The organism is Mycolicibacillus trivialis (genome assembly GCF_002102395.1).
Classification (GTDB): domain Bacteria; phylum Actinomycetota; class Actinomycetes; order Mycobacteriales; family Mycobacteriaceae; genus Mycobacterium; species Mycobacterium triviale.
The window spans coordinates 20412-47334 of the sequence record NZ_LQPZ01000008.1; the positions used below are offsets into that span (position 1 = coordinate 20412).

30 protein-coding genes are annotated in these 26923 nt (G+C 70.2%); 23 read left to right on the forward strand and 7 right to left on the reverse strand.

Features of this window, described 5'->3' with window-relative positions:
* Window positions 1–13: 13 nt before the first annotated feature.
* Complete coding sequence (locus AWC30_RS01565) at window positions 14–820, reverse strand: class I SAM-dependent methyltransferase (RefSeq protein WP_085107901.1); 807 nt, start codon at window positions 818–820, stop codon at window positions 14–16.
* Window positions 817–1221 (reverse strand): cupin domain-containing protein, encoded by a 405-nt coding sequence (locus AWC30_RS01570; protein ID WP_085107905.1) that lies wholly within the window; start codon window positions 1219–1221, stop codon window positions 817–819. Before AWC30_RS01570 ends, AWC30_RS01565 begins: the two co-directional genes overlap by 4 nt.
* Window positions 1222–1274: 53 nt before the next feature.
* Between AWC30_RS01570 and fdxA the strand changes: the two genes are divergently transcribed.
* The 5 genes from fdxA to AWC30_RS01595 are packed head-to-tail and all read left to right on the forward strand — an operon-like array spanning window position 1275 to window position 4068.
* A complete protein-coding gene (gene fdxA, locus AWC30_RS01575; RefSeq protein ID WP_085107908.1) occupies window positions 1275–1619 on the forward strand; it encodes a ferredoxin in 345 nt (114 codons plus the stop codon).
* A 6-nt stretch (window positions 1620–1625) separates the two neighbouring features.
* The gene (locus AWC30_RS01580) at window positions 1626–2315 is read left to right on the forward strand and encodes a helix-turn-helix transcriptional regulator (RefSeq protein WP_264000539.1); all 690 of its coding nucleotides are present in this window, start codon (window positions 1626–1628) and stop codon (window positions 2313–2315) included.
* Window positions 2312–2737 (forward strand): hypothetical protein, encoded by a 426-nt coding sequence (locus AWC30_RS01585; protein ID WP_085107911.1) that lies wholly within the window; start codon window positions 2312–2314, stop codon window positions 2735–2737. Before AWC30_RS01580 ends, AWC30_RS01585 begins: the two co-directional genes overlap by 4 nt.
* A gap of 28 nt (window positions 2738–2765) precedes the next feature.
* On the forward strand, window positions 2766–3110 hold the full coding sequence (locus AWC30_RS01590) for a cupin domain-containing protein (protein WP_085107914.1): 345 nt from the start codon (window positions 2766–2768) through the stop codon (window positions 3108–3110).
* A 7-nt stretch (window positions 3111–3117) separates the two neighbouring features.
* Window positions 3118–4068: an NAD(P)H-dependent flavin oxidoreductase gene (locus tag AWC30_RS01595; RefSeq protein WP_109561879.1), complete on the forward strand. Its 951-nt coding sequence runs from the start codon at window positions 3118–3120 to the stop codon at window positions 4066–4068.
* Here the strand turns inward: AWC30_RS01595 and AWC30_RS01600 are convergent.
* The gene (locus AWC30_RS01600; protein ID WP_085107920.1) at window positions 4065–4769 is read right to left on the reverse strand and encodes a helix-turn-helix transcriptional regulator; all 705 of its coding nucleotides are present in this window, start codon (window positions 4767–4769) and stop codon (window positions 4065–4067) included. The genes AWC30_RS01595 and AWC30_RS01600 overlap by 4 nt on opposite strands.
* Before the next feature lie 91 nt (window positions 4770–4860).
* Here AWC30_RS01600 and AWC30_RS01605 point away from each other — a divergent pair, with 91 nt between their 5' ends.
* Window positions 4861–5307 (forward strand): Rv2617c family stress response/phage resistance protein, encoded by a 447-nt coding sequence (locus AWC30_RS01605; protein ID WP_085107923.1) that lies wholly within the window; start codon window positions 4861–4863, stop codon window positions 5305–5307.
* Here the strand turns inward: AWC30_RS01605 and AWC30_RS01610 are convergent.
* Complete coding sequence (locus AWC30_RS01610; protein WP_234807899.1) at window positions 5289–5789, reverse strand: DUF1990 domain-containing protein; 501 nt, start codon at window positions 5787–5789, stop codon at window positions 5289–5291. The genes AWC30_RS01605 and AWC30_RS01610 overlap by 19 nt on opposite strands.
* Window positions 5790–5936: 147 nt before the next feature.
* Here AWC30_RS01610 and AWC30_RS01615 point away from each other — a divergent pair, with 147 nt between their 5' ends.
* Window positions 5937–6545: a PaaI family thioesterase gene (locus tag AWC30_RS01615; RefSeq protein ID WP_109561880.1), complete on the forward strand. Its 609-nt coding sequence runs from the start codon at window positions 5937–5939 to the stop codon at window positions 6543–6545.
* Here AWC30_RS01615 and AWC30_RS01620 read toward each other — a convergent pair.
* Window positions 6526–7302 carry an SseB family protein gene (locus tag AWC30_RS01620; protein ID WP_085107926.1) on the reverse strand — a complete coding sequence of 259 codons (777 nt, stop codon included), beginning with the start codon at window positions 7300–7302 and terminating at the stop codon, window positions 6526–6528. The genes AWC30_RS01615 and AWC30_RS01620 overlap by 20 nt on opposite strands.
* A gap of 105 nt (window positions 7303–7407) precedes the next feature.
* Between AWC30_RS01620 and thrS the strand changes: the two genes are divergently transcribed.
* From thrS to AWC30_RS01650, 6 genes are read left to right on the forward strand one after another with little or no spacing between them, the layout of a single operon-like run.
* Window positions 7408–9462: a threonine--tRNA ligase gene (gene thrS / locus AWC30_RS01625; protein WP_085107929.1), complete on the forward strand. Its 2055-nt coding sequence runs from the start codon at window positions 7408–7410 to the stop codon at window positions 9460–9462.
* On the forward strand, window positions 9459–10025 hold the full coding sequence (locus tag AWC30_RS01630) for an ATP adenylyltransferase (protein WP_085107932.1): 567 nt from the start codon (window positions 9459–9461) through the stop codon (window positions 10023–10025). The genes thrS and AWC30_RS01630 overlap by 4 nt, the downstream gene beginning before the upstream one ends.
* A complete protein-coding gene (gene pgsA / locus AWC30_RS01635; RefSeq protein ID WP_085107935.1) occupies window positions 10022–10678 on the forward strand; it encodes a phosphatidylinositol phosphate synthase in 657 nt (218 codons plus the stop codon). The genes AWC30_RS01630 and pgsA overlap by 4 nt, the downstream gene beginning before the upstream one ends.
* Window positions 10675–11592 (forward strand): phosphatidylinositol mannoside acyltransferase, encoded by a 918-nt coding sequence (locus tag AWC30_RS01640; protein WP_234807900.1) that lies wholly within the window; start codon window positions 10675–10677, stop codon window positions 11590–11592. Before pgsA ends, AWC30_RS01640 begins: the two co-directional genes overlap by 4 nt.
* Complete coding sequence (locus AWC30_RS01645; RefSeq protein WP_085107938.1) at window positions 11592–12716, forward strand: glycosyltransferase family 4 protein; 1125 nt, start codon at window positions 11592–11594, stop codon at window positions 12714–12716. The genes AWC30_RS01640 and AWC30_RS01645 overlap by 1 nt, the downstream gene beginning before the upstream one ends.
* Entirely contained in the window at window positions 12716–13753 is a 1038-nt protein-coding gene (locus tag AWC30_RS01650; protein ID WP_085107941.1) for an NUDIX hydrolase, read from the forward strand. Before AWC30_RS01645 ends, AWC30_RS01650 begins: the two co-directional genes overlap by 1 nt.
* A 7-nt stretch (window positions 13754–13760) precedes the next feature.
* Here AWC30_RS01650 and AWC30_RS01655 read toward each other — a convergent pair whose 3' ends face one another.
* A complete protein-coding gene (locus AWC30_RS01655; RefSeq protein WP_085107944.1) occupies window positions 13761–14570 on the reverse strand; it encodes a Coq4 family protein in 810 nt (269 codons plus the stop codon).
* A 69-nt stretch (window positions 14571–14639) separates the two neighbouring features.
* Between AWC30_RS01655 and AWC30_RS01660 the strand changes: the two genes are divergently transcribed.
* The 10 genes from AWC30_RS01660 (at window position 14640) to ruvB (ending at window position 23022) form a co-directional block, all read left to right on the forward strand.
* Entirely contained in the window at window positions 14640–15296 is a 657-nt protein-coding gene (locus AWC30_RS01660; protein ID WP_085107947.1) for a TetR/AcrR family transcriptional regulator, read from the forward strand.
* A 118-nt stretch (window positions 15297–15414) separates the two neighbouring features.
* Window positions 15415–16332 (forward strand): pyridoxal 5'-phosphate synthase lyase subunit PdxS, encoded by a 918-nt coding sequence (pdxS, locus tag AWC30_RS01665; protein WP_085107951.1) that lies wholly within the window; start codon window positions 15415–15417, stop codon window positions 16330–16332.
* A 9-nt stretch (window positions 16333–16341) separates the two neighbouring features.
* Entirely contained in the window at window positions 16342–17181 is an 840-nt protein-coding gene (gene tesB / locus AWC30_RS01670) for an acyl-CoA thioesterase II (protein WP_085107955.1), read from the forward strand.
* On the forward strand, window positions 17178–17774 hold the full coding sequence (pdxT, locus tag AWC30_RS01675) for a pyridoxal 5'-phosphate synthase glutaminase subunit PdxT (protein WP_085107958.1): 597 nt from the start codon (window positions 17178–17180) through the stop codon (window positions 17772–17774). Before tesB ends, pdxT begins: the two co-directional genes overlap by 4 nt.
* 65 nt (window positions 17775–17839) lie before the next feature.
* Window positions 17840–19204 carry an ABC1 kinase family protein gene (locus AWC30_RS01680; protein WP_085108601.1) on the forward strand — a complete coding sequence of 455 codons (1365 nt, stop codon included), beginning with the start codon at window positions 17840–17842 and terminating at the stop codon, window positions 19202–19204.
* A 9-nt stretch (window positions 19205–19213) separates the two neighbouring features.
* Window positions 19214–19921 carry a M15 family metallopeptidase gene (locus AWC30_RS01685; RefSeq protein ID WP_420093268.1) on the forward strand — a complete coding sequence of 236 codons (708 nt, stop codon included), beginning with the start codon at window positions 19214–19216 and terminating at the stop codon, window positions 19919–19921.
* A gap of 69 nt (window positions 19922–19990) precedes the next feature.
* Complete coding sequence (locus AWC30_RS01690) at window positions 19991–20749, forward strand: YebC/PmpR family DNA-binding transcriptional regulator (RefSeq protein ID WP_085107961.1); 759 nt, start codon at window positions 19991–19993, stop codon at window positions 20747–20749.
* Between the two features lie 67 nt (window positions 20750–20816).
* Entirely contained in the window at window positions 20817–21383 is a 567-nt protein-coding gene (gene ruvC, locus AWC30_RS01695; RefSeq protein ID WP_085107964.1) for a crossover junction endodeoxyribonuclease RuvC, read from the forward strand.
* The gene (gene ruvA, locus AWC30_RS01700; protein WP_085107967.1) at window positions 21380–21985 is read left to right on the forward strand and encodes a Holliday junction branch migration protein RuvA; all 606 of its coding nucleotides are present in this window, start codon (window positions 21380–21382) and stop codon (window positions 21983–21985) included. The genes ruvC and ruvA overlap by 4 nt, the downstream gene beginning before the upstream one ends.
* A complete protein-coding gene (ruvB, locus tag AWC30_RS01705; protein WP_085107970.1) occupies window positions 21982–23022 on the forward strand; it encodes a Holliday junction branch migration DNA helicase RuvB in 1041 nt (346 codons plus the stop codon). The genes ruvA and ruvB overlap by 4 nt, the downstream gene beginning before the upstream one ends.
* 199 nt (window positions 23023–23221) lie before the next feature.
* Here the strand turns inward: ruvB and car are convergent, their stop codons facing one another.
* A complete protein-coding gene (car, locus tag AWC30_RS01710; RefSeq protein ID WP_085107973.1) occupies window positions 23222–26719 on the reverse strand; it encodes a carboxylic acid reductase in 3498 nt (1165 codons plus the stop codon).
* Between the last annotated feature and the right edge of the window lie 204 nt (window positions 26720–26923).

Consider the following 26923-nt stretch of genomic DNA (forward strand, 5'->3'; position numbering starts at 1 on the left):
TGCCGGCGTGACGTCAGCCCGCAGCGGGCTTGTGCGCGACGATCGCGATCGCGGCCATCTGCTTGTTGTACTTGCGGAACGTCTGGCGCATGTTGAGCACCCGGCGGCGGGCATCGGGCTGCAGCAGGAGGTTCTTGGCGAACCGCAGCGCACCGAACAGGCCCTCGTCGGAGATCAGCCGGCGCGGCTGGAGCAGCGCCATCGGAGCGGTCTCGATCTCGTCGACCACCAGGCCGTGCGCGCCGAGCAGGGCGGTCCACTCCGCGACCGTCAGCGGGCGCGCATTGACCTTGATCGAACGGGCCAGCGCCTGCTGCACGTCGGTCTTGATGTCCTCGCTGAGCGAGTCGGGGGTCAGCGCCAACTCGTGGATCGCGTAGCGGCCGCCGGGGCGCAGCACCCGCGCCGCCTCGGCGACGATCGCGTTCTTGGACTTCTCGCCCTGCATGGTCAGCATCGCCTCGCCGACGACGACGTCGCGACTGGCGTCGGGCAGGCCGGTCTCCTCGGCGTCGGCCACCCGGACCTCACCGCGGTCGGCGACGATCGTCTCGACCAACCGGGCAGCGTCGGGGTTCTGCTCGGCACCCACGTAGGAGCGCGGCTTGGCCGCCATGATCTCGGTGGCGGTGCGACCCAATCCCGGGGCGAACTCGAGCACGTCGGCGTCGGTCAGCTTCGCCCGGCGCAGCAGCGACCGGGAAAGCTCGATGCCGCCGGGCCGCAGGACCCGCTTGCCGAGTCGGGCCAGCAGCCAGTGCCCCTGCACGTGCTCGGCATCGCGGTCGGCGGACGGGAGACGGTTCTCGATTTCGGTCATGACACAGCCTGCCTCACAGTAGGCATCAGGCCACCGATCTCGCGGTGCTGATGCACGGTCAGATAACGCAGCCCTTCCGGGCCGGCCTGAAATTCGCGACGTGAACGTCGCGGCATCCACAGCAGGGCACCGGGGTGGAGATCCACGGTGCTCTGCTCAGTGGTCACGGTGCCGTTTCCGGTCAGCACGTGAACCAACACATCGACGTCGGCGCCGTGATGAGCACCGATGGTGCCGTGCGGCGGCAGTGCGATGATGTTGGAGTCCAAGCCCCGGTCCGGAAGGTCGAGCTTCCAGAGGGTTCCGGAGGTCGCGGGGGCACCCGCGGTGATGTCGGCGGAATTGCCCAGAACCCGCGGCACGTCGGTCCGGTCGCCGCCGTCGGGTCCGGTGTCCGCCATGGCTAGGCTCGCCTTCCTAGTTTTCACAAAATCGGTTGTGTAAACTCTAGCGCATGACTTATGTGATCGGGAAACCCTGTGTCGATGTCATGGACCGGTCCTGCGTGGACGAGTGCCCGGTCGACTGCATCTACGAGGGTGGCCGCGCTCTCTACATCCATCCCGACGAGTGCGTCGACTGTGGTGCCTGCGAGCCGGTATGCCCTGTCGAAGCAATCTACTACGAGGACGACCTGCCCGAGGACCTGGAGCCGCATCTCGATGACAACGCGGCGTTCTTCTCCGAGACGTTGTCCGGTCGTGACGAGCCGCTCGGGTCGCCGGGCGGAGCGGCCAAGATCGGAGCGCTGGGGATCGACACCCCGCTCGTGGCGAGCTTGCCCAAACAGGGGGAGTGAGCTCAAATCTCCGGGTCATCGGGGGAACTGACGGGCCGCCGCTTCGATGTGTGGCGGGTGCTCAAGGCGGCGCAGGCGCCGATGAGCATCGCGCAGATCGCCGCTGAACTCGGCGTCCACCCGAACACCGTCCGGTTTCATCTGGCCACCCTGGTCGGCGACGGGCGTGTCGAACGTGTCCAGGTGCCGCACCGGGGACCCGGTCGGCCGCCGGTGATGGTCCAGGCCATTCGGCAGATGGACCGCGGTGGCCCGCGGCGCTACCGGTTGCTCGCCGAAATCCTCACCATCGGGTTCGCCACCGACGCCGACCCGGCCACCAGGGCCCTGGAAGCGGGCCGGACGTGGGCGCGTCGGCTCCGCCCGCCGGAGACCGACCCGCCGGCCGCCGACCCGGAGAAGTCCATCGAGAACCTCGTCGAGATGCTCGACGAACTGGGCTTCGCCCCCGAACGCCGCGAGGCCGGCGGCGAGCAGCAGGTCGGGCTGCGGCACTGCCCGTTCCTCGAACTCGCCGAGACCGACCCCGAGGTGGTCTGCCCCATCCACCTGGGCCTCATGCAGGGGGCGCTGGAAACCTGGGACGCCCCGGTCGCGGTCAAACAACTCGACACCTTCGTCGAGCCGGACATGTGCCTGGCGCACCTCGGGCTGGCCGCCGCGCGGTCCGGCCACGCCGACGGGGCCGCCGGATGAGCCCCGGCGCCGCGGTCGCGGTCGCCGTCGCGTTCACCTGGCTGGGGATGGTGTCGGGGCTGTCCTTCATCGAGGCGCCGCTGAAGTTCCGCGCGCCGGGTGTCACGCTGCAGATCGGGCTCGGCATCGGGCGGATGGTGTTCCGGGCGCTCAACACCGTCGAAGCCGTGTTCGCGGCCGTGCTCGTCGCGGTGCTGGTGCTCAGCCCGCAATCGGCGGTGGCGACCGGCGCCTTCGCGGTCGCGATCGCGATGCTGGTCGTCCAGGTGGCCGCGGTGCGGCCCGGGCTCAACCGGCGGTCCGACCTGGTGCTGAGCGGCTATGAGGGGCCGCGCTCTCATCTCCACTACGTCTATGTCGGCTTGGAGATGGTTAAGTTGACGGCGTTGCTGGTGGCAGGGATCGCCCTGCTCGCCGGCTGAGAAATCCGAGGGAAAGGCGAAGGAGCCCATGAACACCGTCTCGTTGTCCAGCCTGAGTGCCGAGAAGGTCGCCGAGGCCAAGCAGTCGCCGAGCGGTCGCACCGCGGTGACCATCAACGGCGGTCATTCCCACGGGCTGCGCCAGACGCTGGTGGCGCTGCGCAGCGGCGTCGAGCTGGCCGAGCACGACAGCCCCGGCGAGGCGACCCTGCAGGTGCTCGAGGGCCAGGTGCGCCTGGTCCTGCCCAACGAGTCCTGGGAGGGCAAGGCCGGCGACTGGGTGGCGATCCCGATGGAACGGCACTCGCTGGAGGCGCTGGCGGACTCCGCGGTGCTGCTGACCGTCGCGCTGGCCGCCAAACACCCGCAGTAACGCCGATATGGCGTTGACGACGAACTGGTCGGCGGGCATGGGCCTGCGGGTGCCGATCGTCAACGCCCCGATGGGCGGAGTGGCCGGCGGCCGGCTGGCCGCGGCGGTCACCGCCGCCGGTGGCCTGGGCATGATCGGGATGGGCAGCGCCGCCACGGCACGAGCGCTGCGGACCGAACTCGACGAGCTGGGCGCGGTCACCGGGCCGTTCGGTATCGGCCTGGTGGACTGGGTGATGGCCGGTCAACCGGAGTTGTTCGACGCCGCCCTGGCGGCGCGTCCCAGCCTGCTGTCGGTCAGCTTCGGCACCGACTTCGGCTGGGTCGAGCGTGCGCACGGCGCCGGGATCACCACCGCGACCCAGGTCTACGACCGGGAAGGCGCGCTTCGTGCCGTCGACGCCGGCGTCGACGTCCTGGTGGCGCGCGGCGCGGAGGGCGGCGGCCACGGCGCGATGTCGTTGGCGACCCTGCCGTTGCTGGACGTGGTGCTCGACGCGGTCCCGGTCCCGGTGCTGGCGGCAGGCGGTATCGGCTCGCCGCGCAGCGTGGCCGCCGTCCTGGCCGCCGGGGCGGCCGGGGTGTGGTTGGGCACCCGGCTGTCGGCGTGCGCGGAGGCGCTGAGCAGCCCGCGGACCCGCGCCGCACTCATCGACGCCGACGAGACCGCCACCGCCACCACCCGGGTCTTCGACATCGGTCAGGACCGGCCCTGGCCGGCCCGTTTCCCGTCGCGTGTGCTGGTCAACGACTTCCTCACCCGGTGGGCCGGACGCCCGGAGGAGCTGGACGACGACGCCCGCGCGGAGCTGGCCGCGGCCATCGCCGCCGACGACTTTCGGATCGCCCCGGTGGATGCCGGCCAGGGCGTCGCGATGGTCACCGCCGAGCAGCCCGCCGCCGCGGTCATCGACCGGCTGTGCGTCGGGGCGGCGCAGCTACTGGCCCGGTGGGGCTAACCGGGTTCGCCGGCGTCGAGCACCACACAACAGCGGTCATGGGCCGGGCACAGCCGCGCCCGCGGACAGAACGGCGTCAGTGCTCCCGCCACTCCGGCCACCAGCGCATGGTTCATGTTGCACGCCAATTCGGTCTGGGTTCGGGCCAGCGCTTCGAACGGGCAGTTGGCCAGGTACACCTCGGCGGACGCGCCGTAGCGGGGCTCGTAGCCGTGTTCCTCCAGGACAGCGACCGCCAGTTCGAGGGCGGCGTCGGCGTCGCCGGGCGGCTGCTGCTCGGCCGCAGCGGAGCCCAGCGTGCGGCCGTAGTCGTGGGCGGTGCGCTGCAGCACCGCCAGCACCGCCTCGCCGGTGCGGGCCGACTCGGCGATGGCCGACGCCATCAACTCGCCGGCCAGCCGGTACTCGCGGTGCGGCAGGCTGACCGCGATGTCGCGTTCGGTGCGCCGGTACAGCTTGGCGGGCCGGCCCGCACCCGGGCCCGAGCGCCCGGTCAGCCGGACGTAGCTGGCTTCCAGCAACCCGTCGGCCTCAAGCCGATCCAGGTGGAATTTCGCCTGGTGGCGGGGGACGGCCACGGCCTCGGCGGCCTGGTCGCGGCTGACCGGATCGGATTGGGAGCAGACGAATCGGTACAGCCGGCGACGCAGCGGATCGGCCAGGGCGCCGATCCTGGCGGCATCACGGCCCAGATCTGTCATGTCCACCCATCTCTAACGGACGAAACTATTGACGTTACAGTGTACTCGTTCTAACGTTAAAAATGTTCTTCTTTAGAGGTGAGGAGTCATCATGAGCACCACATCCACCAGTGTCACCCCGCCGCTTGCCCAGCGACTCAAGGACCCGTTGTTCGAGGCGTTCTTCGCGCTCCGCACGCTGTTCACGGTGGCACCGATCCTGTTCGGGCTGGACAAGTTCTTCAACATCCTGCCGACCAACCCCGACCACTGGGACAAGTACCTCGCCGGGTGGATCGACAACCTGGTACCCGGTAGCGCCACCACCGATATGTATCTGGTCGGCGTGATCGAGATCGTTGCCGGTGTCCTGGTCGCCGTCGCACCCCGCATCGGCGCCTGGGTGGTGGCGGCCTGGCTGGCCGGCATCATCATCGACCTGGTCACCCTGTCGGGTTACTACGACGTGGCACTGCGTGACTTCGGGCTGCTGGTTTCGGCGCTGGTGCTCGCGCGCCTGGCGCAAGCCGTCCACCAGGGTTACAGCGCACGCAAGTAACGCCGGGTCATCACCCGCTGACCCAACGACGTGACGGGTGCACCGAGGCGACTCCACCAGGTGGCGCTGCGCGAAAATGCGCGAACCTCGGCGTACACCGTTTCGTCGTCCGGGTCGTAGCGCACCGAGAACAGTTCCTCGCCGGACTCCGGATGCCCCGGAAGGGTGCCGTAGGCGAACCCACGCCGATCCGGTTCGTCGACGACGTAGACCACCCGGCACGGCGCCTTGATCGGTCCGAGCCGAACGACCACCACCGTCCCTACCGCGGCCACGTCGCTGCTGGCCTGCACCGACACCCCCGAGCCGCGCTGCATCCCGTAGCGCAGCACCGCCGCCCCGGCCTCCTCGAACCGCCGTCGCCCGGAACCGATCTCCGCGGCGACGGCGATGTGCTTGTAACCGTCGGGCAACTCCGGCCGGGCGGTGGCGCCGACCTCCTCGTAGGTCAGCGGCTGGGCGTTGAGCTTGGCGAAATCCACAGCCCTACTGTGCCACCGACCCCGCCGATTGAGCCCTACTGTGCCACCGACCCCGCCGATTGACATCGACTCTGCGGTGACCACGCTCCTCTCTCGTACTTTGTCGTGGTGGACGCAGACTCGATGCGCGATGCGCACAATGGCGCGATGGCCCGACACCCCGGCGGCGGCTTCAACCCGCCCGAACCGACCCGCAAGGGCGGACCCGACTACGGCCGGTTGGTCGCCGCGGTGCGCACCCTGCAGGACCATGTCCGCTCCGTCGACGCCCCCGACGGTGTGATCACCCGCGCCGCCGACCTCATCGACGGCGTCAACACGCTGCTGGCGCCCTATGCGGCTGACGAATGGGCATCGCCGTCGGGACGGCGCACCGATCTGCCCAACCGCGGCAACCTGCTCACCGTCCCGCTGACGACCAGCCGCGCCGGCGACCGGATCACCGGAACCGCGCGCTTCGCCCGCTACCACCTCGGCCGCAACGGCGCCGCGCACGGCGGGACGTTGGGTCTGCTGTTCGATTCGCTGCTCGGGCAGACCGCGGCCATCCTCACCGGCAGCCCCTATCAGCGGACCGCGTTCCTGCACATCGATTACCGCGCGATCGTGCCGATCGGCAAAGACCTGCAGGTCGACGCGGGCGTCGATGAGATCGACGGACGCAAGGTCTTCGTCTCCGGGCGGCTCTGCGACGGCGACACCGTGCTCACCGAGGCGCACGCACTGTTCGTGCGGCTCAAACCCGGCCAGCCGTGAGCTCTTCGGCGCTGAACGCCGCCCACGGCCCAGCCGGGTTGAGCAGCAGCCCGCGGAAACCGCGATCCCGCACCATGGCCAGCACCTCCCCGGTGCTGAACGCCGCGACCGCATCCTGCGCGTGATAGGCGATGACCTCGGGTGCGCTGGTGAAACCGAGCAGCCAGTGGGAGCCGTCTGGCCGGGTGGTGCTCCGCACGACCGGGCCGTTCGGCGCCGTCTCGTCGGCGGCGACCAGCAGCGGGCCGTCGGTGCGCAGAAGGCGGATGACCGCTGCCCGGTCCGGCTGCGACCCCGCCAGCGCGGCCTTGAGCGGCGCATTGTTGGGATTGCGCAGCGCGAAGTCGATCTCGGCGTTCGACAGCGCACACGTCGGGCCGGCCGGGTCGATGTACAGCCAACGATCGCCCTGGCTTCGGGCCAACTCCAGCACGCCGACGGCCGGCTGGACCAACGACTGGGTGCGGGTCCCGGGCGGATGATGGCGGTCGATCTCGGCATGGCTGGTGAAGGCGAACAGGGCGCGCCCGCCGTCGGGTCCCCGGCCGCCGGCGATCCGCAATTCCGAGCCGGCCGGAACAGGCCCCGAACCTGGGGCCGCGGATCGGGCAGCGTCGAACGCGGTCGAGCCGGTCGTGTCCAGCAACAGTTCCCCGTACATGCAGGACCGCAGCACATCCAGCGACGTCCGTTGTTCGGGTCTGGCCGCGAACGTGCCGACAGCGTGGCGAACGACGACGTTGTCGACAGGTTGCATGGAAAAACCCTAACGCCGACCGATGCGCCGCCCACCCACTAAATCGCACCCCGATAGCATGGTCGGGACCGTCGAAACCGGCCCGACACCCCTGGAGACCAGCCCATGAGCGCCCCCGCCGTCCACGCCCCCGCCGACCCGATCCGGGTGCCGGCCGGGACGACCGTGGGGGCTGCGGTCCGCGACGCCGGCCTGCCGTCGCGCGGTGCCCCCGACGCGGTCGTCGTGGTTGCCGACACCGACGGGACCCTGCGTGACCTGAGCTGGGCGCCCGACACCGACACCGAGGTGGTCCCGGTGGCCGCCGACACCGAGGCCGGCCGCAGCGTGATCCGGCACTCCTGCGCCCACGTGCTCGCCCAGGCGGTGCAGGATCTGTTCCCCGGCACGAAGCTGGGCATCGGCCCGCCGATCACCGACGGCTTCTACTACGACTTCGCCACCGACCACGCGTTCACCCCCGAGGATCTGACCGCCCTGGAGAAGCGGATGCGCCAGATCGTCAAGGAGGGGCAGCTGTTCTCCCGCCGCGTCTTCGAATCCAAGGACCAGGCGCGCGCCGAACTCGCCGACGAGCCCTACAAGCTGGAACTCGTCGACGACAAGTCCGGCGACGCGGAGATCATGGAGGTCGGCGGCGACGAGCTGACCGCCTACGACAACCTCAACCCGCGTACCAAGGAACGCGTCTGGGGCGACCTGTGCCGGGGGCCGCACATCCCGACCACCAAACACATCCCGGCGTTCAAGCTCACCCGCAGCTCCGCGGCGTACTGGCGCGGCGACCAGAACAACGCCAGCCTGCAGCGCATCTACGGCACCGCGTGGGAGTCGCAGGAGGCACTCGACCGCCACCTGGAGCTGATCGAGGAGGCGCTGCGCCGCGATCACCGGAAACTGGGCGTCGAACTGGACCTGTTCAGCTTCCCCGACGAGATCGGTTCGGGCCTGCCGGTCTTCCACCCGAAAGGCGGCATCGTCCGCGCCGAGATGGAGGACTACTCGCGGCGCAAGCACATCGAGGCCGGCTACGAGTTCGTCAACACCCCGCACATCACCAAGGCCCAGCTGTACGAGACCTCCGGGCACCTGGAGTGGTACCGCGAGGGCATGTACCCGCCGATGCACATCGACGCGGAGTACGACGAGGACGGCACCCTGCGCAAGCCCGGGCAGGACTACTACCTCAAACCGATGAACTGCCCCATGCACCACCTGATCTACCGCGCGCGGGGCCGCTCCTACCGCGAGTTGCCGCTCCGGCTCTTCGAATTCGGGTCGGTCTACCGCTACGAGAAGTCCGGTGTGGTGCACGGCCTGACCCGGGTGCGCGGGATGACCCAGGACGACGCGCACATCTACTGCACCCGCGAACAGATGGCCGGTGAGCTGGCTTCGCTGCTGCAGTTCGTGCTGGACCTGCTGGCCGACTACGGCCTCGACGACTACTACCTGGAGCTGTCCACCAAGGACCCGGAGAAGTTCGTCGGGAGCGACGAGGACTGGGACGCCTCGACCGAGGTCCTGCGCGAGGTGGCCGAGGCCTCCGGACTCAACCTGGTGCCCGATCCCGGCGGCGCGGCGTTCTACGGCCCGAAGATCTCCGTGCAGGTGACCGACGCGCTGGGGCGCAACTGGCAGATGTCGACGATCCAGCTGGACTTCAACATGCCCGAACGGTTCGGGTTGGAATACACCGCGGCCGACGGCACCCGGCAACGCCCGGTGCTGATCCACCGCGCGCTGTTCGGCTCGATCGAACGGTTCTTCGGGGTGCTCACCGAGCACTACGCCGGCGCCTTCCCCGCGTGGCTGGCCCCGGTGCAGGTGGTCGGTATCCCGGTCGCCGATGACCACATCCCGCACCTCAATGACGTTGCGGCGCAACTGCGTTCCCACGGCATCCGGGTCGAGGTCGATGTCAGCGACGACCGGATGGCGAAGAAGATCGTCAACCACACCAACCAGCGGGTGCCGTTCATGCTGCTCGCCGGGGACCGCGACGTGGCGGCCGGTGCGGTGAGCTTCCGGTTCGGCGACCGCAGCCAGATCAACGGCGTACCCCGCGACGAGGCGGTCGCGGCGATCGTCGACTGGGTCGCCGACCGGCGCAACGAGGTTCCGTCGGCGGCGACGGTGACGGTGGGCGGCCACGGGTGACCGGCGACAACGAGGAGACCGAGGACACCCTGGTCGACCGGGGGGTCGGCGAACCGGACCACCTGCAGCGGCTGTGGTCGCCGCACCGGATGACCTATCTGGCCCAGGCACCGCGCAACCGCGCCGACACCGCACCGTCCCAGCCGTTCACCGAGATCCCGCGGATGTCCGACGAGGACGGTCTGATGGTCGCCCGCGGCGAACTCGTCTACGCCGTGCTGAACCTGTACCCCTACAACGCCGGTCACCTCATGGTGGTGCCCTACCGCCGGGTCTCGGAACTGGAGGACCTGACCACCGAGGAGAGCGCCGAGCTGATGGCCTTCATCCAGAAGGCAATCCGGGTCATCAAGGCGGTGTCCCGCCCGCACGGCTTCAACGTCGGGCTGAACCTCGGTGCCGCGGCGGGCGGCTCACTGGCCGAGCACCTGCATGTGCACGTCGTGCCGCGCTGGGGCGGTGACGCGAACTTCATCACCGTGATCGGCGACTCGAAGGTGATGCCCCAGCTGCTTGCCGAAACCCGCCGTCTGCTGGCCGAGGAGTGGGTGAAGCAGTCGTGAGCAAGCTGCGGTTCCTGTCGCGCGCGACGTTCAGCGGTATTACGACTCCGGCGGCCAAAGCCGCGCTGCGGCTGGGTTTCACCCCCGACGGGGTCACGATCATCGGCACCGCCGCAGCGGTGCTCGCGGCACTGACACTGTTCCCGATGGGTCACCTGTTCGCCGGCACCCTGGTGATCTGGTTCTTCGTGCTCTTCGACATGCTCGACGGCGCGATGGCCCGCCAGACCGGCGGCGGCTCACGCTTCGGCGCCGTGCTCGACGCCGCTTGTGACCGGATCAGCGACGGCGCGATCTTCAGCGGTCTGCTGTGGTGGGCCGCGTTCGGGCTCGGTGACGCCTCGCTGGCCGTGGCGACACTGATCTGCCTGGTCACCTCGCAGGTCATCTCCTACATCAAGGCGCGGGCGGAGGCCAGCGGACTGCGCGGGGACGGCGGGCTGATCGAACGGCCCGAACGGCTGATCATCGTGCTGGCCGGAGCCGGACTGGCCGACCTGCCGGTGATCCCGCAGGCCTGGGCGTTGCCGGTCGCCATGTGGATACTCGCGATCACCAGCGTGCTCACCTTCGTCCAGCGACTGCACGCCGTGCGGACCTCACCGGGCGCGGTGGATCCGCTGACTCCCGGCGACGACAGGGGAGCGGCGTGATCCCGATCCCGGGGGCCGACCGGCTCACCGACTGGGGGTATGCGACCGGCTGGATGATGGTGCGGACCATGCCGGAGTTCGCCGCCCGCACCATGTTCGACGCCGGTGCGCTCTACGCCGCACGGGGACGCGGCCCCGACCAACTGCGCCGCAACCTGGCCCGGGTGCTCGGGGTCCCGCCGGCCGAGGTGCCCGGCTCGCTGATGCGGGCCTCGCTGGCGTCCTACGCCCGCTACTGGCGGGAAGCGTTCCGGCTGCCCGTGATGGACCACCGCAAGCTCGCGGCCCGACTCGACAGCTCGGTCGCCGGACAGCACCACCTCGACGCCGCATTGGCGTCCGGCCGCGGCGCGGTGGTGGCGGTGCCGCACAGCGGCAACTGGGACATGGCCGGGGTATGGGTCGCCCAGACCCACGGCTCGCTGACCACCGTGGTCGAACGCCTCAAACCCGAGTCGCTCTACCAGCGGTTCGTCGACTTCCGCGAGTCGTTGGGTTTCGAGATTCTGCCGCACAAAGGCGGGGAGCGGCCGCCGTTCGAGGTGTGCGCCGAGCGGTTGCGGGAGAACCGGGTGGTCTGCCTGATGGCCGATCGCGATCTGACCCGCCGCGGCGTGCCGGTGGACTTCTTCGGCGAACCGACCCGGATGCCGGCCGGGCCGGCGAAGCTGGCGCTGGAGACCGGGGCCACGCTGCTTCCGGGGCACTGTTGGTTCGACGGGCCCGACGGCTGGGGCTTTCAGGTGTGCCCGCAGGTGGACACCGGCAGCGGCGACGTGGGCGCGATCACCCAGGCCGTGGCGGACCGGTTCGCCGTGAACATCGCCGAGCACCCTGCCGACTGGCACATGCTGCAACCGCAGTGGCTGGCCGACCTTCCGGAGCAGCGCCGGAAATCGTTGGGACAGAACTGATGCGGATCGGCATGGTCTGTCCGTACTCGTTCGATGTCCCCGGCGGTGTCCAGGCCCACGTTCTGCAACTGGCGGAGGTGATGCGCGCCCGCGGCCACACCGTCAGCGTGCTCGCACCCGCCTCACCGCACGTCACGCTGCCCGACTACGTCGTCTCCGCCGGGCGTGCGGTACCCATTCCCTACAACGGATCGGTCGCGCGGCTGCAGTTCAGCCCGGCGGTGCACGGTCGGGTGCGCCGCTGGCTGGCCGAGGGCGACTTCGACGTGTTGCACCTGCACGAACCCAACGCGCCGAGCCTGTCGATGTGGGCACTGCGGATCGCCGAAGGGCCGATCGTGGCGACCTTCCACACCTCGACGACACGGTCGCTGACCCTCAACCTCTTCCAGGGGGTGTTGCGGCCCTGGCACGAGAAGATCGTCGGCCGCATCGCGGTCTCCGACCTGGCCCGCCGCTGGCAGATGGAGGCGCTGGGATCGGACGCGGTGGAGATCCCCAACGGTGTCGACGTGGCGTCCTTCAGCACCGCGCCGCTGCTGGAGGGCTACCCGCGCCCGGGCAAGACGGTGCTGTTCCTCGGCCGTTACGACGAGTCCCGCAAAGGGATGGCGGTACTGCTGGAAGCGCTGCCGCGCCTGGTGGAACGGTTCGCCGACCTCGAGGTCCTCATCCTCGGCCGTGGCGATGAGAGTCAATTACGAAGCCAGGCCGGCGATCTCGCCGGCCATCTGCGTTTCCTCGGCCAGGCCGACGACGCCGAGAAGGCATCAGCGCTGCGCAGTGCCGACGTCTACTGCGCTCCCAACCTCGGCGGTGAGAGCTTCGGCATCGTCCTGGTCGAAGCGATGGCGGCGGGCACCGCGGTGGTCGCCAGCAACCTCGACGCCTTCCGGCGCGTCCTGGCCGACGGTGAGGCCGGCCTCCTCGTCGACGTGGGAGACAGCGCGGCGCTGGCCGACGGCCTGATCACGATGCTCGCCGACGACGAACTCCGCCAGCGCTACATCACCGCCGCCACCGCCGCGGTGCAGCGCTACGACTGGTCGGTGGTGGCCAGCCAGATCCTGCGGGTCTACGAGACCGTCGCCCGCGCCGGCGCCAAGGTGGAGGTGGCCGGCTGATGATCTGGGCGGTGGCCGCGTTCACCGTCGCGGTGGCGGTGCTGGCCGCGTTGGCGGCGTGGGCCTACCAGACCGCCAACCGGCTCAACCGGTTGCACGTGCGCTGCGACCTGTCCTGGCAGGCACTGGACGCCGCGCTGGCCCGACGCGCGGTGGTGGCACGTGCGGTCGCGTTGGAGGCCTACCACGGCAGCCCGGAGGGCAGGCGGCTCGCCGCGCTGGCCGACGTCGCCGAACGGGCACCGCGCAACACCCGCGAGAACGAGGAGAACGCGCTGTCCGCCGAGCTGTCCGCGGTGGCGGCCTCGACGCTGCCGCCCGAACTCGTCGCCGAACTGGCCGACTCGGAGGCCCGGGTGGTGTTGGCCCGCCGGTTCTACAACGACGCTGTCCGCGACACGCGTGCGCTCAGCGAACGGCCGCTGGTGCGATTCCTGCGGCTCGGCGGAACCGCGGTGGCACCAAGCTATTTCGAGATCGCCGAGCGGGTCGGCGCGGTGGCCTACGGCGACCTGCAGCAGTCCGGTCTGCTCGCGCCGCGCACGTCGGCGCGCACGGTGCTCCTCGATGAGCACGGTGCGGTGCTGCTGCTGCGCGGTTCGGACCCCGCGCAGGGCGCGGACGCGCCACGCTGGTGGTTCACCGTCGGTGGGCGGGCCGGCGACGGGGAGGCCCTCGCTGCGACGGCTGCGCGCGAACTCGCCGAGGAGACCGGTCTGCAGGTCGACTCGGAGGCCCTGATCGGGCCGGTCTGGCGGCGCAACGCCGTCTTCGGGTTCAACGGCGCGGTGATCAACAGCCAGGAGTTCTACTTCGTCCACCGCACCACCCGGTTCGAGCCCTCTCCGGCGCAACGCACCAGCTTGGAACACCGATACCTCAGCGGGCATCGCTGGTGCGACGCGGCGCAGATCGCCGAGCTGACCGCGTCCGGAGAAACGGTCTATCCGCTGCAACTCGGTGAGCTGCTCGCCGAGGCCAACGCGGTGGCCGACGCGCCCCCCGGGCCGCATCCACCGGCCCGCTACATCCGCTGAGCGCTACTCAGGCGCTCTGCTGCAACTCCGCGCGCAGTTGCGCGTCGTAGTCCCAGCGGGTCGGCGCGGTCATCCCGGGCGGCATCCACGAGACGAACAGGTGCCCGTCCGGGTGCGCGGTCGCGGTCGGTTCGACCCCGAGCAGGGCCCGCACCTCGTCGAGGGGCCGGTCCAGCAGTTCCTCGTAGGGCGCGGCCATCAGGTTGTCGGCGCGTTGGCCGCGGCGTACCGCCTGACGGAAGTAGCGAAGCTTGCGCACCGGTGACGCCGGGATCAGCACCCCGGTCGAGGACAGGGCCAGCGCCTTCAGTGCGCCCGACGGCTCCATCTGTCCGCAGTGAAAGCCCAGGTTGCCGAACTCCCCGCCCATGTCCGGGCCGTACCCGCCCAGCGTGTGGAACATGTCGTGCAGCGCGGTGCCGCGCCGGATCATGTAGAAGAAGTCGTCGTCCCAGCCGCGCCGCTCGGCGATCGGGCGGATCACTTCGTCCACGCTGAACACCCCGGCATCGAGCCGGTTGGTGGTGAGGAACGAGCGGTAGGCGTGCCCGAGCGAGCCGACCGGCAGCGAGGCCAGGTACTCGTCGTCGCCGAGCGCCGCCAGCAGGTCGGGTTTCTCGGCCAGCAGGCGACGGCCGTTGGGGTGGGCGCGCAACTGGTGGTAGCTGCGGGCCAGGATCGGGGCGCTCAACCCGACGATCAATTCGTAGACCTGCGAGGCGTTCTTGGCCGGGTTGACCAGCAGCCGCCAGGAGCCCAGCACCGCCCCCCAGTCGCGCTGGTCGGGGACGCCACCCGGCGTCGCTGGTGAGGTCATGGGCGGGCCCTTCCTGCCGGCACAATATTGTGACCCAGATAATAGACGATTCTACGTTAATGTCTACATATGTCCGATGTGCAGGCCGCGGCGCCGCGCCGCCGGGGTCGCCCGGCCGGCGGCGGCAACACCGCGGAACAGGCCCGTGCGGTGCTGCTCGAGGCCGCCGAGCGATCCTTCGTCCGGAACGGCTACCGAGCCTCGACCATGGCCGCCATCGCCGCGGAGGCCGGGTACTCCCGCGCGGTGATCTACCGGCACTTCGCCACCCGCGACGCCCTGCTTGAGGCGCTCGTGCTGCGGGTGGCGCACCGCGCGATGGAGCGGATCGCCGCCCGGTTGGCCGGGACCACCGACCTCGCCGATCTGCTGGTGGAATCGCTGGTGCTGGTGGCCACCGAGGTGGGGCAGGACCGGGTGCTGGCCATCCTGTCCGACCACGCCGACACCGGCAGCGTGGCCGACCTGATCATCGGCTCGGCCGCACTCGACGCGCTGCTCACCGCGCAGTTCGAGGCGGCGTTCCAGGGCGCCCCGGCCGGCTACCTGCGCCCCGGACTCGATGCCGCCGACGCCGCCCGGTTCGTCCTGTCGGTGGCGCTCGGGCTGCTGATGCGACTGGTTCCCGGGGTGGATGACGCCGACCGGATGCGCCGCTACGTGCGTGTCTTCGTGCTGCCCGGCTTGCTCGCCGAACCGCCTCCGGCGGAACCGGTGTTCGGTTGAGGTGAGTGGCCCCCGGGAATGCGCCGTGTTCTCCCGGGTGATGCCCCGGCCGCGAACCGGCCACTGACCGCCGCACCACTAGACTGGGTTGACTCATCGGTTGAAGGAGAAGCAGCTAGTGGACAGCGCAGCGCACAACGGCTCGGACGCGTCCGGGCAGACCGGGACGGCGCGGGTCAAGCGCGGCATGGCCGAGATGCTCAAGGGCGGGGTCATCATGGACGTCGTCACCCCGGAGCAGGCTCGTATCGCCGAGGCGGCCGGTGCGGTGGCGGTGATGGCCCTGGAGCGGGTGCCCGCCGACATCCGGGCCCAGGGCGGGGTGTCCCGGATGAGTGATCCGGACATGATCGAGAGCATCGTGGCGGCGGTGTCGATTCCGGTGATGGCCAAGGTGCGGATCGGTCATTTCGTGGAGGCGCAGATCCTGCAGAGCCTCGGGGTGGACTTCGTCGACGAGTCCGAGGTGCTCACCCCGGCGGACTACACCCATCACGTCGACAAGTGGCAGTTCACGGTGCCGTTCGTGTGTGGGGCGACCAACCTGGGTGAGGCGTTGCGGCGGATCACCGAGGGCGCGGCGATGATCCGGTCGAAGGGCGAGGCCGGCACCGGGGACGTGTCGAACGCCACGACGCACATGCGCACGATCGGAGGGGAGATCCGTCGGCTGACCTCGTTGAGTGAGGACGAGCTGTTCGTGGCGGCCAAGGAGTTGTCGGCGCCCTATGAGCTGGTGGCCGAGGTGGCGCGGGCCGGCAAACTGCCGGTGACGCTGTTCACTGCGGGTGGGATCGCGACGCCGGCGGATGCGGCGATGATGATGCAGCTCGGCGCCGAGGGGGTGTTCGTCGGGTCGGGCATCTTCAAGTCCGGTGACCCGGCGGCGCGGGCCGCGGCGATCGTGAAGGCCACCACCTTCTACAACGACCCGGAGGTGCTCGCGCGGGTCTCCCGCGGGCTCGGCGAGGCGATGGTGGGTATCAACGTGGAGGACATCGCGCAGCCACACCGGCTCGCCGAGCGCGGCTGGTAACCCGCCGGCATGTCCATCGAACAGATCCTCGATCTGGAGAAACTCGAGGTCAACATCTACCGCGGCGCGGTGTTCAGCCCGCACTCCAGTGACCACCAGCGCACCTTCGGCGGCCACGTCGCCGGCCAGGCGCTGGTCTCGGCGGTCCGCACCGTCGAGCCGCAGTTCCGGGTGCACTCCCTGCACGGATATTTCCTGCGGCCCGGAGATGCCAAGGCGCCCACCGTTTTTCTGGTCGAACGGGTCCGTGACGGCGGATCGTTCTGCACCCGGCGGGTCAACGCGGTCCAACACGGCGAGATCATCTTCAACATGTCGGCATCGTTTCAGGTCGACCAGGACGGCATCGCACACCAGGACGGCATGCCCGCCGCTCCCGACCCGGAGAACGTGCCGGCGCTGCCCGGCATGAAAGCCATCGACGAGGAGGGCTTCAAAGCCTTCGCCGAATGGGACGTGCGCCGGGTGCCGACCGCCGACCTGCCGCACGTGCCGGGCAAGGTCGCCGAGCAACAGGTGTGGTTCCGCCACCGCGAACCGCTGCCCGACGACCCGGTGCTGCACATCTGCGCGCTGGCCTACATGAGCGACCTGACGTTGCTGGGCACCTCCTGGTCGATCCACCCCGACGCGCGCGACAACCTGCAGGTGGCGTCCCTGGACCACGCCATGTGGTTTCTGCGGCCGTTCCGCGCCGACGACTGGCTGCTCTACGACCAGTCCTCCCCGTCGGCGGGCGCCGGGCGCGCACTGACCGAGGGCAAGATCTACGACCGCAGCGGGGCGATGGTCGCCGCGGTGACCCAGGAAGGCCTGACCCGCTACCCCCACGGGCAACGGCCTCGATGAGTGCACCCCGGATCGGGGTGCTCGCCCTGCAGGGCGACAGCCGCGAACACCTGGCCGCACTGACCGAGGCCGGTGCCGACCCGCTGCCGGTGCGCCGCCGCGAGGAACTCGACACCGTCGACGCGCTGGTCCTGCCCGGCGGCGAATCGACCACGATCTCCCATCTGCTCACCGAGTTCGACCTGCTCGAACCGGTGCGGGATCGGCTGGCCGCCGGGATGCCCGCCTACGGCGCCTGCGCTGGGATGATCCTGCTGGCGCGCGAGATCCTCGACGCCGGCACCGGGCAGCGTCGCGCGCTCCCGCTGAACGGCATCGACATGACCGTGCGACGCAACGCATTCGGCCGCCAGGTGGACTCCTTCGAACAGGACCTGCCGTTTGACGGGCTGGCCGACCCGGTCCACGCGGTGTTCATCCGCGCCCCCTGGGTGGAGCAGGTCGGCCCCGACGTGCAGGTGCTGGCCCGCGCCGCCGACCGGATCGTCGCGGTGCGACAGGGCGCGGTGCTGGCGACCTCGTTTCACCCTGAGGTGACCGGGGACCGGCGCGTCCACCGACTCTTCGTCGACATCGTCACCGGCCGCCGCTGAGCGCGCGGGAGGGGATTCGACCCGGCGGTTGAGCGGCGAATCCACCGGGCAGGCATGATGTGTTGATGGCAGAGATCAGACGCGGTGGATTCCGCCGGGCTACCAGGCTCGCGAGCCTGCCCGCAGGTGTGGCCGGGCGCGCCGCACTCGGCGTCGGCAAGCGGATGACCGGCAAATCGAAGGACGAAGTCAACGCGGAGCTTCTGGAGAAGGCCGCCGACGAGATGTTCAAGGTCCTCGGCGAGCTCAAGGGCGGGGCGATGAAGGTCGGCCAGGCGCTGTCGGTGATGGAGGCCGCCATCCCGCCGCAGTTCGCCGAACCCTTCCGCGAGGCGCTGGTCAAGCTGCAGAGCGAAGCGCCGCCGCTGCCCGCGGCCAAGGTGCACCGGGTGCTCGACGGTCAGCTCGGCACCCGCTGGCGGGACCGGTTCGAGTCCTTCGACGACACCCCGGTCGCCGCGGCGAGCATCGGCCAGGTGCACCGCGCGGTGTGGAAGGACGGCCGCGACGTCGCCGTCAAGATCCAGTACCCCGGCGCCGACGAGGCGCTGCGCGCCGACCTCAAGATGATCAAGCGGTTCTCCTGGGTGTTCAAACAGGTCGTGCCCGGCGCCGACGTGGACCGGCTGATCGCCGAGGTCAGCGACACCCTGGAAGCCGAACTGGACTACCGCGACGAGGCCGACAACCAGCGGACCTTCGCCAAGGCCTACGCCGACGACGAGAAGTTCTTCGTCCCGGCGATCGTGGCCAGCGCGCCCAAGGTCATCGTCTCGGAGTGGTCGGAGGGCCGCCGCCTGTCGTCGATCATCGCCGAGGGCACCCCGGAGGAACGCAACGACGCCTGCGCCCGGCTGCTGGAGTTCACCTTGAGCTCCCCGGCCCGCGCCGGGCTGGTGCACGCCGACCCGCACCCGGGCAACTTCATGGTGCTCGCCGACGGTCGGCTGGGCGTCATCGACTTCGGCGCGGTATCCCAGCACCCCGACGGCATCCCGGCCGGCTTCGGTGAACTGCTGTGCTACGCCCGCGACGAACGGTGGGACGAGGTCATCCGGCTGCTCAAGGAACTGCGGTTCATGCCGGCCGACTACGAGCTCAGCCCCAACCAGGTGGTGGAGTACCTGGGGCCGCTGTGGGGCTACATCGACCCGCTGCGGGCCGGGCAGTTCCACTTCACCCGGGCCTGGTTCCAGCGCTCCGCGCTGGCGACCACCGACCCGTTCGAAGAGGGGTTCAACGACCGGTTCAAGGTGGCCCGCCAGCTGACCATCCCGGCCGGCTACGTGATGCTGCTGCGCACCCTCGGCGGGCTGATCGGGGTGGCCGTCCAACTCGACGCCGAGGTCAACTACGCCGAGCTGATCGAGCGCTGGGTGCCGGGCTTCTTCCCGCCCGGCGGCGACCCGGACGGTTCCGCGGAGTCCTAGCGGGACACCGTGCGAGCGGCCGGCCACCGCTGGCGGGTCGCGGCGATCCCGGTGGTCATCGCCGCGACCGCGGTGCAATGCGGCGCACCGCCGGTGCCCGAACCGGCGGTCTCGGCCCCGTCGTCCTCCGCGCCGGCGGCGACGACCGCGCCGGCCCGGGTCGCGGCGGTCGACGCCGCGGCGTTGGGGGCCAGCTGGCGGCCCGGCTGCCCGGTGCCGCCCGAACAGCTGCGCCGGGTCACCGTCGACTACCTCGGATTCGACCTGGCGACCCACCGCGGCGAGCTGATCGTGCACCGTGACGTCGTCGACGACATCGTCGCAATCTTCGCCGACCTCTACCGGATGGACTATCCGATCGAGCGGATGCACACCGTGGAGCGCTATCCCGGCGCCGACGACGAGGCCTCGATGCGCGACAACAACACCTCGGCGTTCAACTGTCGGCGCATCCCCGGGTCGGGCACCTGGGCGCAGCACGCCTACGGCCGGGCCGTCGACCTCAACCCGCTGCTCAACCCGTCGCGCAGCGGCGACGGGACCGTCGAACCGGCCAATGCGGCGGTGTATCTGGACCGCACCCGCATCGATCCGGGGCTGCTGCACGACGGCGATCCGGCGGTGCGGGCCTTCACCGACCGGGGCTGGACGTGGGGCGGGCACTGGCGCTCGCCGGTGGACTACCAGCATTTCGAGCGGCCCGCGGCGGGGACGTGAGCGGACCGCGACCCGGCCCCACGTAGACTCGTCACGCGATCAGTTCGAGGGATTTGAGGCGGGAAAACGATGGCCGGGCATTCAAAATGGGCGACGACCAAACACAAGAAGGCCGTCATCGATGCGCGCCGCGGCAAGATGTTCGCCCGGTTGGTCAAGAACGTCGAGGTCGCCGCGCGCGTCGGCGGCGGTGACCCGAGCGGCAACCCGACGCTGTACGACGCGATCCAGAAGGCGAAGAAGTCCTCGGTCCCCAACGACAACATCGAGCGGGCCCGCAAGCGCGGGGCGGGCGAGGAGGCCGGCGGGGCGAACTGGGAGACCATCACCTACGAGGGCTACGGCCCCAACGGGGTGGCGGTGCTCATCGAGTGCCTCACCGACAACCGCAACCGGGCGGCCAGCGAGGTGCGGGTGGCGGTCACCCGCAACGGCGGCAACATGGCCGACCCGGGTTCGGTGGCCTACCTGTTCAGCCGCAAGGGCGTGATCACGCTGGACAAGAACGGTCTCACCGAGGACGACGTGCTCACCGCCGTGTTGGAGGCGGGCGCCGAGGACGTCAACGACCTTGGCGAGGTCTTCGAGGTCATCACCGAACCCGGCGATCTGGTGACGGTGCGCACCGCGTTGCAGGACGCCGGGATCGACTACAACTCCGCCGAGGCCGGATTCCAGCCGTCGGTCACCGTGCCGGTCGACCTCGACGGCGCGCGCAAGGTGCTCAAACTCGTCGACGCACTCGAGGACAGCGACGACGTGCAGGAGGTCTACACCAACGTCGACATCCCCGACGACGTCGCCGCCGAACTCGACGCCGAGGAGTAGCCGCCCGCGGCGCCGGCCCCGGTGTGTCTACCCCGGCGGGTCCGGCCGGAGCACTACAGTATCGAACATGCGTGCGGTACGAGTGATGGGCGTCGACCCCGGACTGACCCGGTGCGGGCTGTCGGTGGTCGAGGGCGGACAGGGCCGCACGGTCACCGCGCTGGACGTCGACGTGGTGCGCACCCCGGCCGGCGAACCGCTGCATCGGCGGCTGTTGACGATCAGCGACGCGGTCGACCACTGGCTGGACACCCACCGTCCCGACGTGCTGGCCATCGAGCGGGTCTTCGCCAACTCCAACGCCAACACCGCGATGGGCACCGCCCAGGCCGGCGGTGTGATCGCGCTGGCGGCCGCCCGCCGCGACATCGACGTGCACTTCCACACCCCCAGCGAGGTCAAGGCCGCCGTCACCGGTAACGGCCGGGCGGACAAGGCGCAGGTCACCGCGATGGTCACCCGCATCCTGGCGTTGCAGCAGAAGCCTACCCCGGCGGATGCCGCCGACGCGCTCGCGCTGGCCATCTGCCACTGCTGGCGGGCGCCGATGATCGCGCGGATGGCGGCCGCCGAGGCGCTGGCCGCCGAGGCGCGCAAGAAATACCAGGCCCGGCTGAAGGCGGCCCGGGCATGATCGCGTCGGTGCGCGGCGAGGTGCTCGAGATCGCGCTGGACCATGCGGTGATCGAAGCCGCCGGAGTCGGCTACCAGGTCAACGCCACCCCGGCGACGCTGGCGACACTGCGGCGCGGCGAGCAGGCCCGGCTGGTCACCGCGATGATCGTGCGGGAGGACTCCCAGACGCTCTACGGCTTCCCCGACGCCGAGGACCGCGACCTGTTCCGCACCCTGCTGTCGGTTTCGGGGATCGGTCCCAAGATCGCCCTGGCCACCCTGGCGGTGCACGACGCGCCCGCGCTGCGCCAGGCGATCGCGGACTCCGACATCACCGCGCTGACCCGGGTGCCCGGTGTCGGAAAGCGCAGCGCCGAACGGATGGTGCTCGAACTGCGGGACAAGGTCGGTGCGGTCGCCGGTGTCGCCGCCGGGCCGGCCGCGGCCAACGGGCACGCGGTGCGGGCGCCGGTGGTCGAGGCACTGGTGGGTCTCGGGTTCCCGGCCAAGCAGGCCGAGGACGCCACCGACAAGGTGCTGGCCGCCGCCGGTGACAGCGGCGAGGAGGCGACCACCGCGAGCGCCCTGCGCGCCGCCCTGTCGATGCTGGGCCGCAAATGACCGACGACAACCCGCAGGAGCGGGAGGTCTCCCCGGCGCTGACGGTCGGGGAGGGCGACGTCGACGCCGGGCTGCGGCCGCGATCGCTCGACGAGTTCATCGGCCAGCCGCGGGTGCGCGAGCAGCTGCAACTGGTCATCGAGGGCGCCAAGAATCGCGGCGGCACACCGGATCACATCCTGCTGTCCGGACCGCCGGGGCTGGGAAAGACCTCGCTGGCGATGATCATCGCCGCCGAGTTGGGCTCCTCGCTGCGGGTGACGTCGGGGCCCGCGCTGGAGCGGGCCGGCGACCTGGCGGCGATGCTGTCCAACCTCGTCGAGCATGACGTGCTGTTCATCGACGAGATCCACCGCATCGCCCGCCCCGCCGAAGAGATGCTCTACCTGGCGATGGAGGACTTCCGCGTCGACGTGGTGGTGGGCAAGGGGCCAGGAGCCACCTCGATTCCGTTGGACGTGGCGCCGTTCACGCTGGTGGGCGCCACCACCAGGTCGGGGGCGCTCACCGGGCCACTGCGCGACCGGTTCGGGTTCACCGCCCACATGGACTTCTACGAGCCCGAGGAGTTGCAGCGGGTGCTGGCCCGCTCGGCGGGAATCCTCGGCATCGAGTTGGGCCGGGAGGCCGGCGCCGAGATCGCCCGGCGCTCGCGCGGTACCCCGCGGATCGCCAACCGGCTGCTGCGCCGGGTGCGCGACTATGCCGAGGTGCGTGCCGACGGGGTGATCACCCGCGACGTCGCCAAGGCCGCGCTGGCGGTCTACGACGTGGACGAACTAGGGCTGGATCGGCTTGACCGCGCGGTGCTTTCGGCGCTGACCCGGAGCTTCGGGGGTGGGCCGGTCGGGGTGTCGACGCTGGCGGTCGCGGTGGGGGAGGAGGCCGCCACCGTCGAGGAGGTCTGCGAGCCGTTCCTGGTGCGGGCCGGGATGATCGCCCGCACCCCGCGCGGTCGGGTGGCGACCCCGACTGCCTGGACCCACCTGGGGATGGCGCCGCCGGCCGGAGCGGGCCAGCAGGGGTTATTCGAGTGAGCGCGGCGCCACACCCCGCCGATATCCCCTGAAATCGACACGCTCACCGGCACATAGCCGTAAAAAACGGCCAATTCCGCGATATTCGTGTCGATTTCAGGGAACACCGCACCGCGCGGCCCCGGATCGGGCGGTGCCGAGTGACGCGAACGCCCCCGATCCGCGGTGAATCGGGGGCGTTCGCGTCGGAAATCCGTGCTCAGAGCAGCCCGAGCAACTCCAGGTCGGTGATGTACTTGACGATGACCTCCCGCGAGACGTGCGGGATGTCCTTGTCCGCACCGATCTTCGCGTCCTGCACCGCAGAGCGGAACCGGTCGGTCGGTGCGATCGACCCGCGGATCGGCGGCGCCGGCTTCTGGTAATTGTGCAGCAACGGCAGCAGCGACGCCTGCCGCTGCTTCTCCGGCAACGCCCGCAGGCTGGTCTCGAACCGCTGCAGCCACTCGCCGTACTCGGGAATCCGGCGGATGGGGTAGCCGGCCTCGATCAGCCAGTCGACGAACTCGTCCATGCCCAACCCGTCATCGTGCGGGTTCATCACGTGGTAGGTGGCGAATCCCGCCCCGGACTTGGCGCCCAGTTCCACGATCGCCTCGGCGATGAACTCCACCGGCAGACCGTCGTAGTGGGCGCGCTGGCGGTTGCCCTCGGCGTCGAGTTCGTGGAAGGAGCCGGGCGCGATACCGGTGGCGGCCAGGCTCAGCATCATCCGGGTGAACATGTCGGGCAGGTTGAGCTGGCCGGCGTAGCTGGTGTCGGCCAGGATCATGTCGCAGCGGAACACCGTGGCGGGCAGCCCGCACAGGTCGTTGGCCTCGCGCAGCAGCACCTCGCCGGCCCACTTGCTGTTGCCGTAGCCGTTGGCGTACGCGTCGTTGATCGCCCGCACCGGACTCATCGTCCGCACGTCGGCGTCCTCGACGAACTCACCGGGTGCGATCTGGTCGCCCACCCCGATCGTCGAGACGTAGGTGTACGGCTTGATCGTGGTGGTCATGGCCAATCGCAGCAGCTCCGCGGTGCCCAGCACGTTGGGTCCGAACAGCTGGCTGTAGGGCAGCACGTGGTTGACCAGTGCCGCCGGGTCGACGATGACGTCGACGGTGTCGGCCAGACGTTGCCAGGTCGCCGCGTCCAGGCCCAGGTTCTCCTCGCCCTTGTCCCCGGCGAGCACCTCGAGGTGCTCGGCCGCCAGCTCGCGGTACCGGGACAGCAGCCCGGTGTCACCGCTGTCGAAGGTGGCGTCGAGCCGGGCCCGGGCCTCCTCGTCGGACTTGGCGCGCACCAGGCACACGACGGTGCCGCCCACGTGCGACATCCGCTCCAGCCAGTCCAGCGCCAGGTAGCGGCCCAGGAAGCCGGTGGCGCCGGTGAGCAGCACCGTGTGCACCGTGCTGGGCGCGGCGGGCAGGGTGGGTGCGGTGGCCAGCAGATCGGCGTCGATGAACTTGTCGAGGGTCAGGTCGGCGGCGGCCACCTCGATCGCGTCACGGCCGTGCACGGCGGCGAAGGTGGGCCGCTGCGGACCGCTGCGCTGCTCCTCGATGTAGTCGGCGAGGCCGGCCAGGTCGGTGGCCGGGCTGACGATCACCCCGACCGGCACATCCACGTCGTAGATCTCGTGCAGCAGGTTGGTGAACGTCAACGCCGACAAGGAGTCTCCGCCCAGGTCGGTGAAGTGCGCGTCCGGGCCCAAGTCGCTGCTGGCCGCGCCCAACAGCGCGGCGGCGGCGCGGCTGACCGTCTGCAGAGCCGGAGCGTCGGCACCGTGGCGTCGAAGCTCGTTGAGCTCGTTGGCCTGGCCTTCGGCCAGTTCGGTGTAGAGCGCTTCGAGGCGTTCGCCGTAGTGCGCCTTGAGCTTCGGCCACGCCAGCTTGCGGATCCCGGTGAGCAGACCGTTCTCCAGCGTGAACGGCGTTGTCTCGATGAGGAAGTCGCGCGGCACCTCGTAGGACTGCAGGTCGGCGTCCTTGGCCACGGCCTGCAGCGAGTCGGCGATCAGCGGCTTGAGTTCTTCGACGCTGTGGGCGCTGAGCGCCTCCGGCGTCGGCACCACCACGGCCAGCAGATAGGGCTGGGCGCTGTTGCCGTAGAGGTAGATCTGTCGCACCAGCGGGCTGTTGCCGAAGACCGCCTCCAGCTTGGCGACGGTGACGAACTCGCCCTGGGCCAGCTTGAGCACGTTGTTGCGCCGGTCGACGTAGACCAGGTGGTCCGGGCCGATCTCGGCGACCACATCACCGGTGCGGTAGAAGCCGTCGGCGTCGAACACCTCGGCGGTCACCTCCGGCCGCTTGTAGTAGCCGGGGAACATGTTCTCGGTCTTGACCAGCAGTTCACCGCGCGGATGCGGATGGTCGGTGGCGAAGTAGCCGAGGTCGGGGACGTCGACCAGTTTGTAGTCGACCACCGGCGGGCGCTGGACCTCACCGTCGAAGGTGACCATCCCGGCCTCGGTCGAGCCGTAGCCGTTGAGCACGGGCTGTTCGACCAGGTCGGTCACCCAGGCCTTGAGCTCATCGGAGATCGGCGCCGAACCGGTCATCACGAAGATGAACCGGCCGCCCAACTGGTCGCGGCGCTGCTCGGCGAGCACCTCCTGCTCGACGACCGTGCGGTCGTCGCCGTCGACCGTGCGGCGGTCGACCTCGGCCTGGAACTCCTGGAACAGCATCTCCCAGATGCGCGGCACGAAATTCAGCTCGGTGGGGCGCACCAGCGCGAGGTCCTCCAGCAGCGACGACAGGTCGCTGCTGGCGGCGAAGTAGGCGGTCCCGCCGTTGGCCAGCGTCCCGTAGAGGATGCCGCGGCCCATGACGTGGCTCATCGGCATGAAGTTCAGCGTGATCGAGGCGGCGCTGGGACCGAACCAGTCCTTGTTCGTCCGCCGCCACATCTTGGCGGCGTTGACCGCCGGATACATCGCGCCCTTGGGTGCACCGGTCGAACCGGAGGTGTAGATCAGCAGCGCCAGCGGGTTGTCCTCGGCGGGCGGGGTGGGCCGGCCGGTCGCGGCGGCGCCGCGGTCGAGCACCTCGGCGAACGTCTCGACGGCCACGCCGACCTCGGCCAGCCGCTCCCGGGCGGTGGCCAGCGCGTCGCGGTGGTCGTCGACCTGCGGGTGGTAGTCGAACACCACCAGCCGGGCGGGCCGGCCGGCCAGCGCGAGTTCGGTGGCGTCGGGCAGGTTGGCGACGCTGGCGGCCAGCACCACCGGCTCGGTCTCGGCCACGATCGGCTGCAGCTGGGCAAGCGCGGCGCTGGTCTGCAGCGGCACCGACACCGCACCGAGCCTGGCCAGCGCGACGTCGATCACGGTGTAGTCGATGCTGGTGAAGCCCAGCACACAGACCCGGTCACCGGGGGAGACCACGTCGGCCGACCAGGCCTTGGCCAGCGTCTCCACCCGATCGGAGAGTTCCCGGTAGGTGATCGTCTCGAACGCCGGGCGCAGATCGGCGACGGTGCGCCCGGTCGACGGATCGGCGACGAACTCGACGACCCGTTGGCCCAGCGCCGGCCGGTCGGCGTAGCCGTCGAGCACGGTCTGGATCACCTGCGGCAGCGTCAGGTCCGGGTCCTCGGCCGCGGCGGCGACGGCCGGGTCGGGCTGGGCGGCGGCGAACTGCGGGTCGGTGGCGGCCAGTTCGGCGCTGCGCCGTTCCTGGACGTCCTCGGAAGTAACAACGGACATAACAAACCCCAAAGCGGATCTAGCGGTCATCAAAGGTCGAGGCGGCGGGCTCCACATTGCGCCCACACCGGAAACTACGTTAGCAAAACTAATTTAATTCCGGTATGGCGGTTCCGTGCCCGTTCGCTGTGAGATGACCCACCGGGCCGCACCCAGTGCGGCCCGGGTCACCGCCGGCCCTCGCGCGGAGGTCGGGGGGTCAGG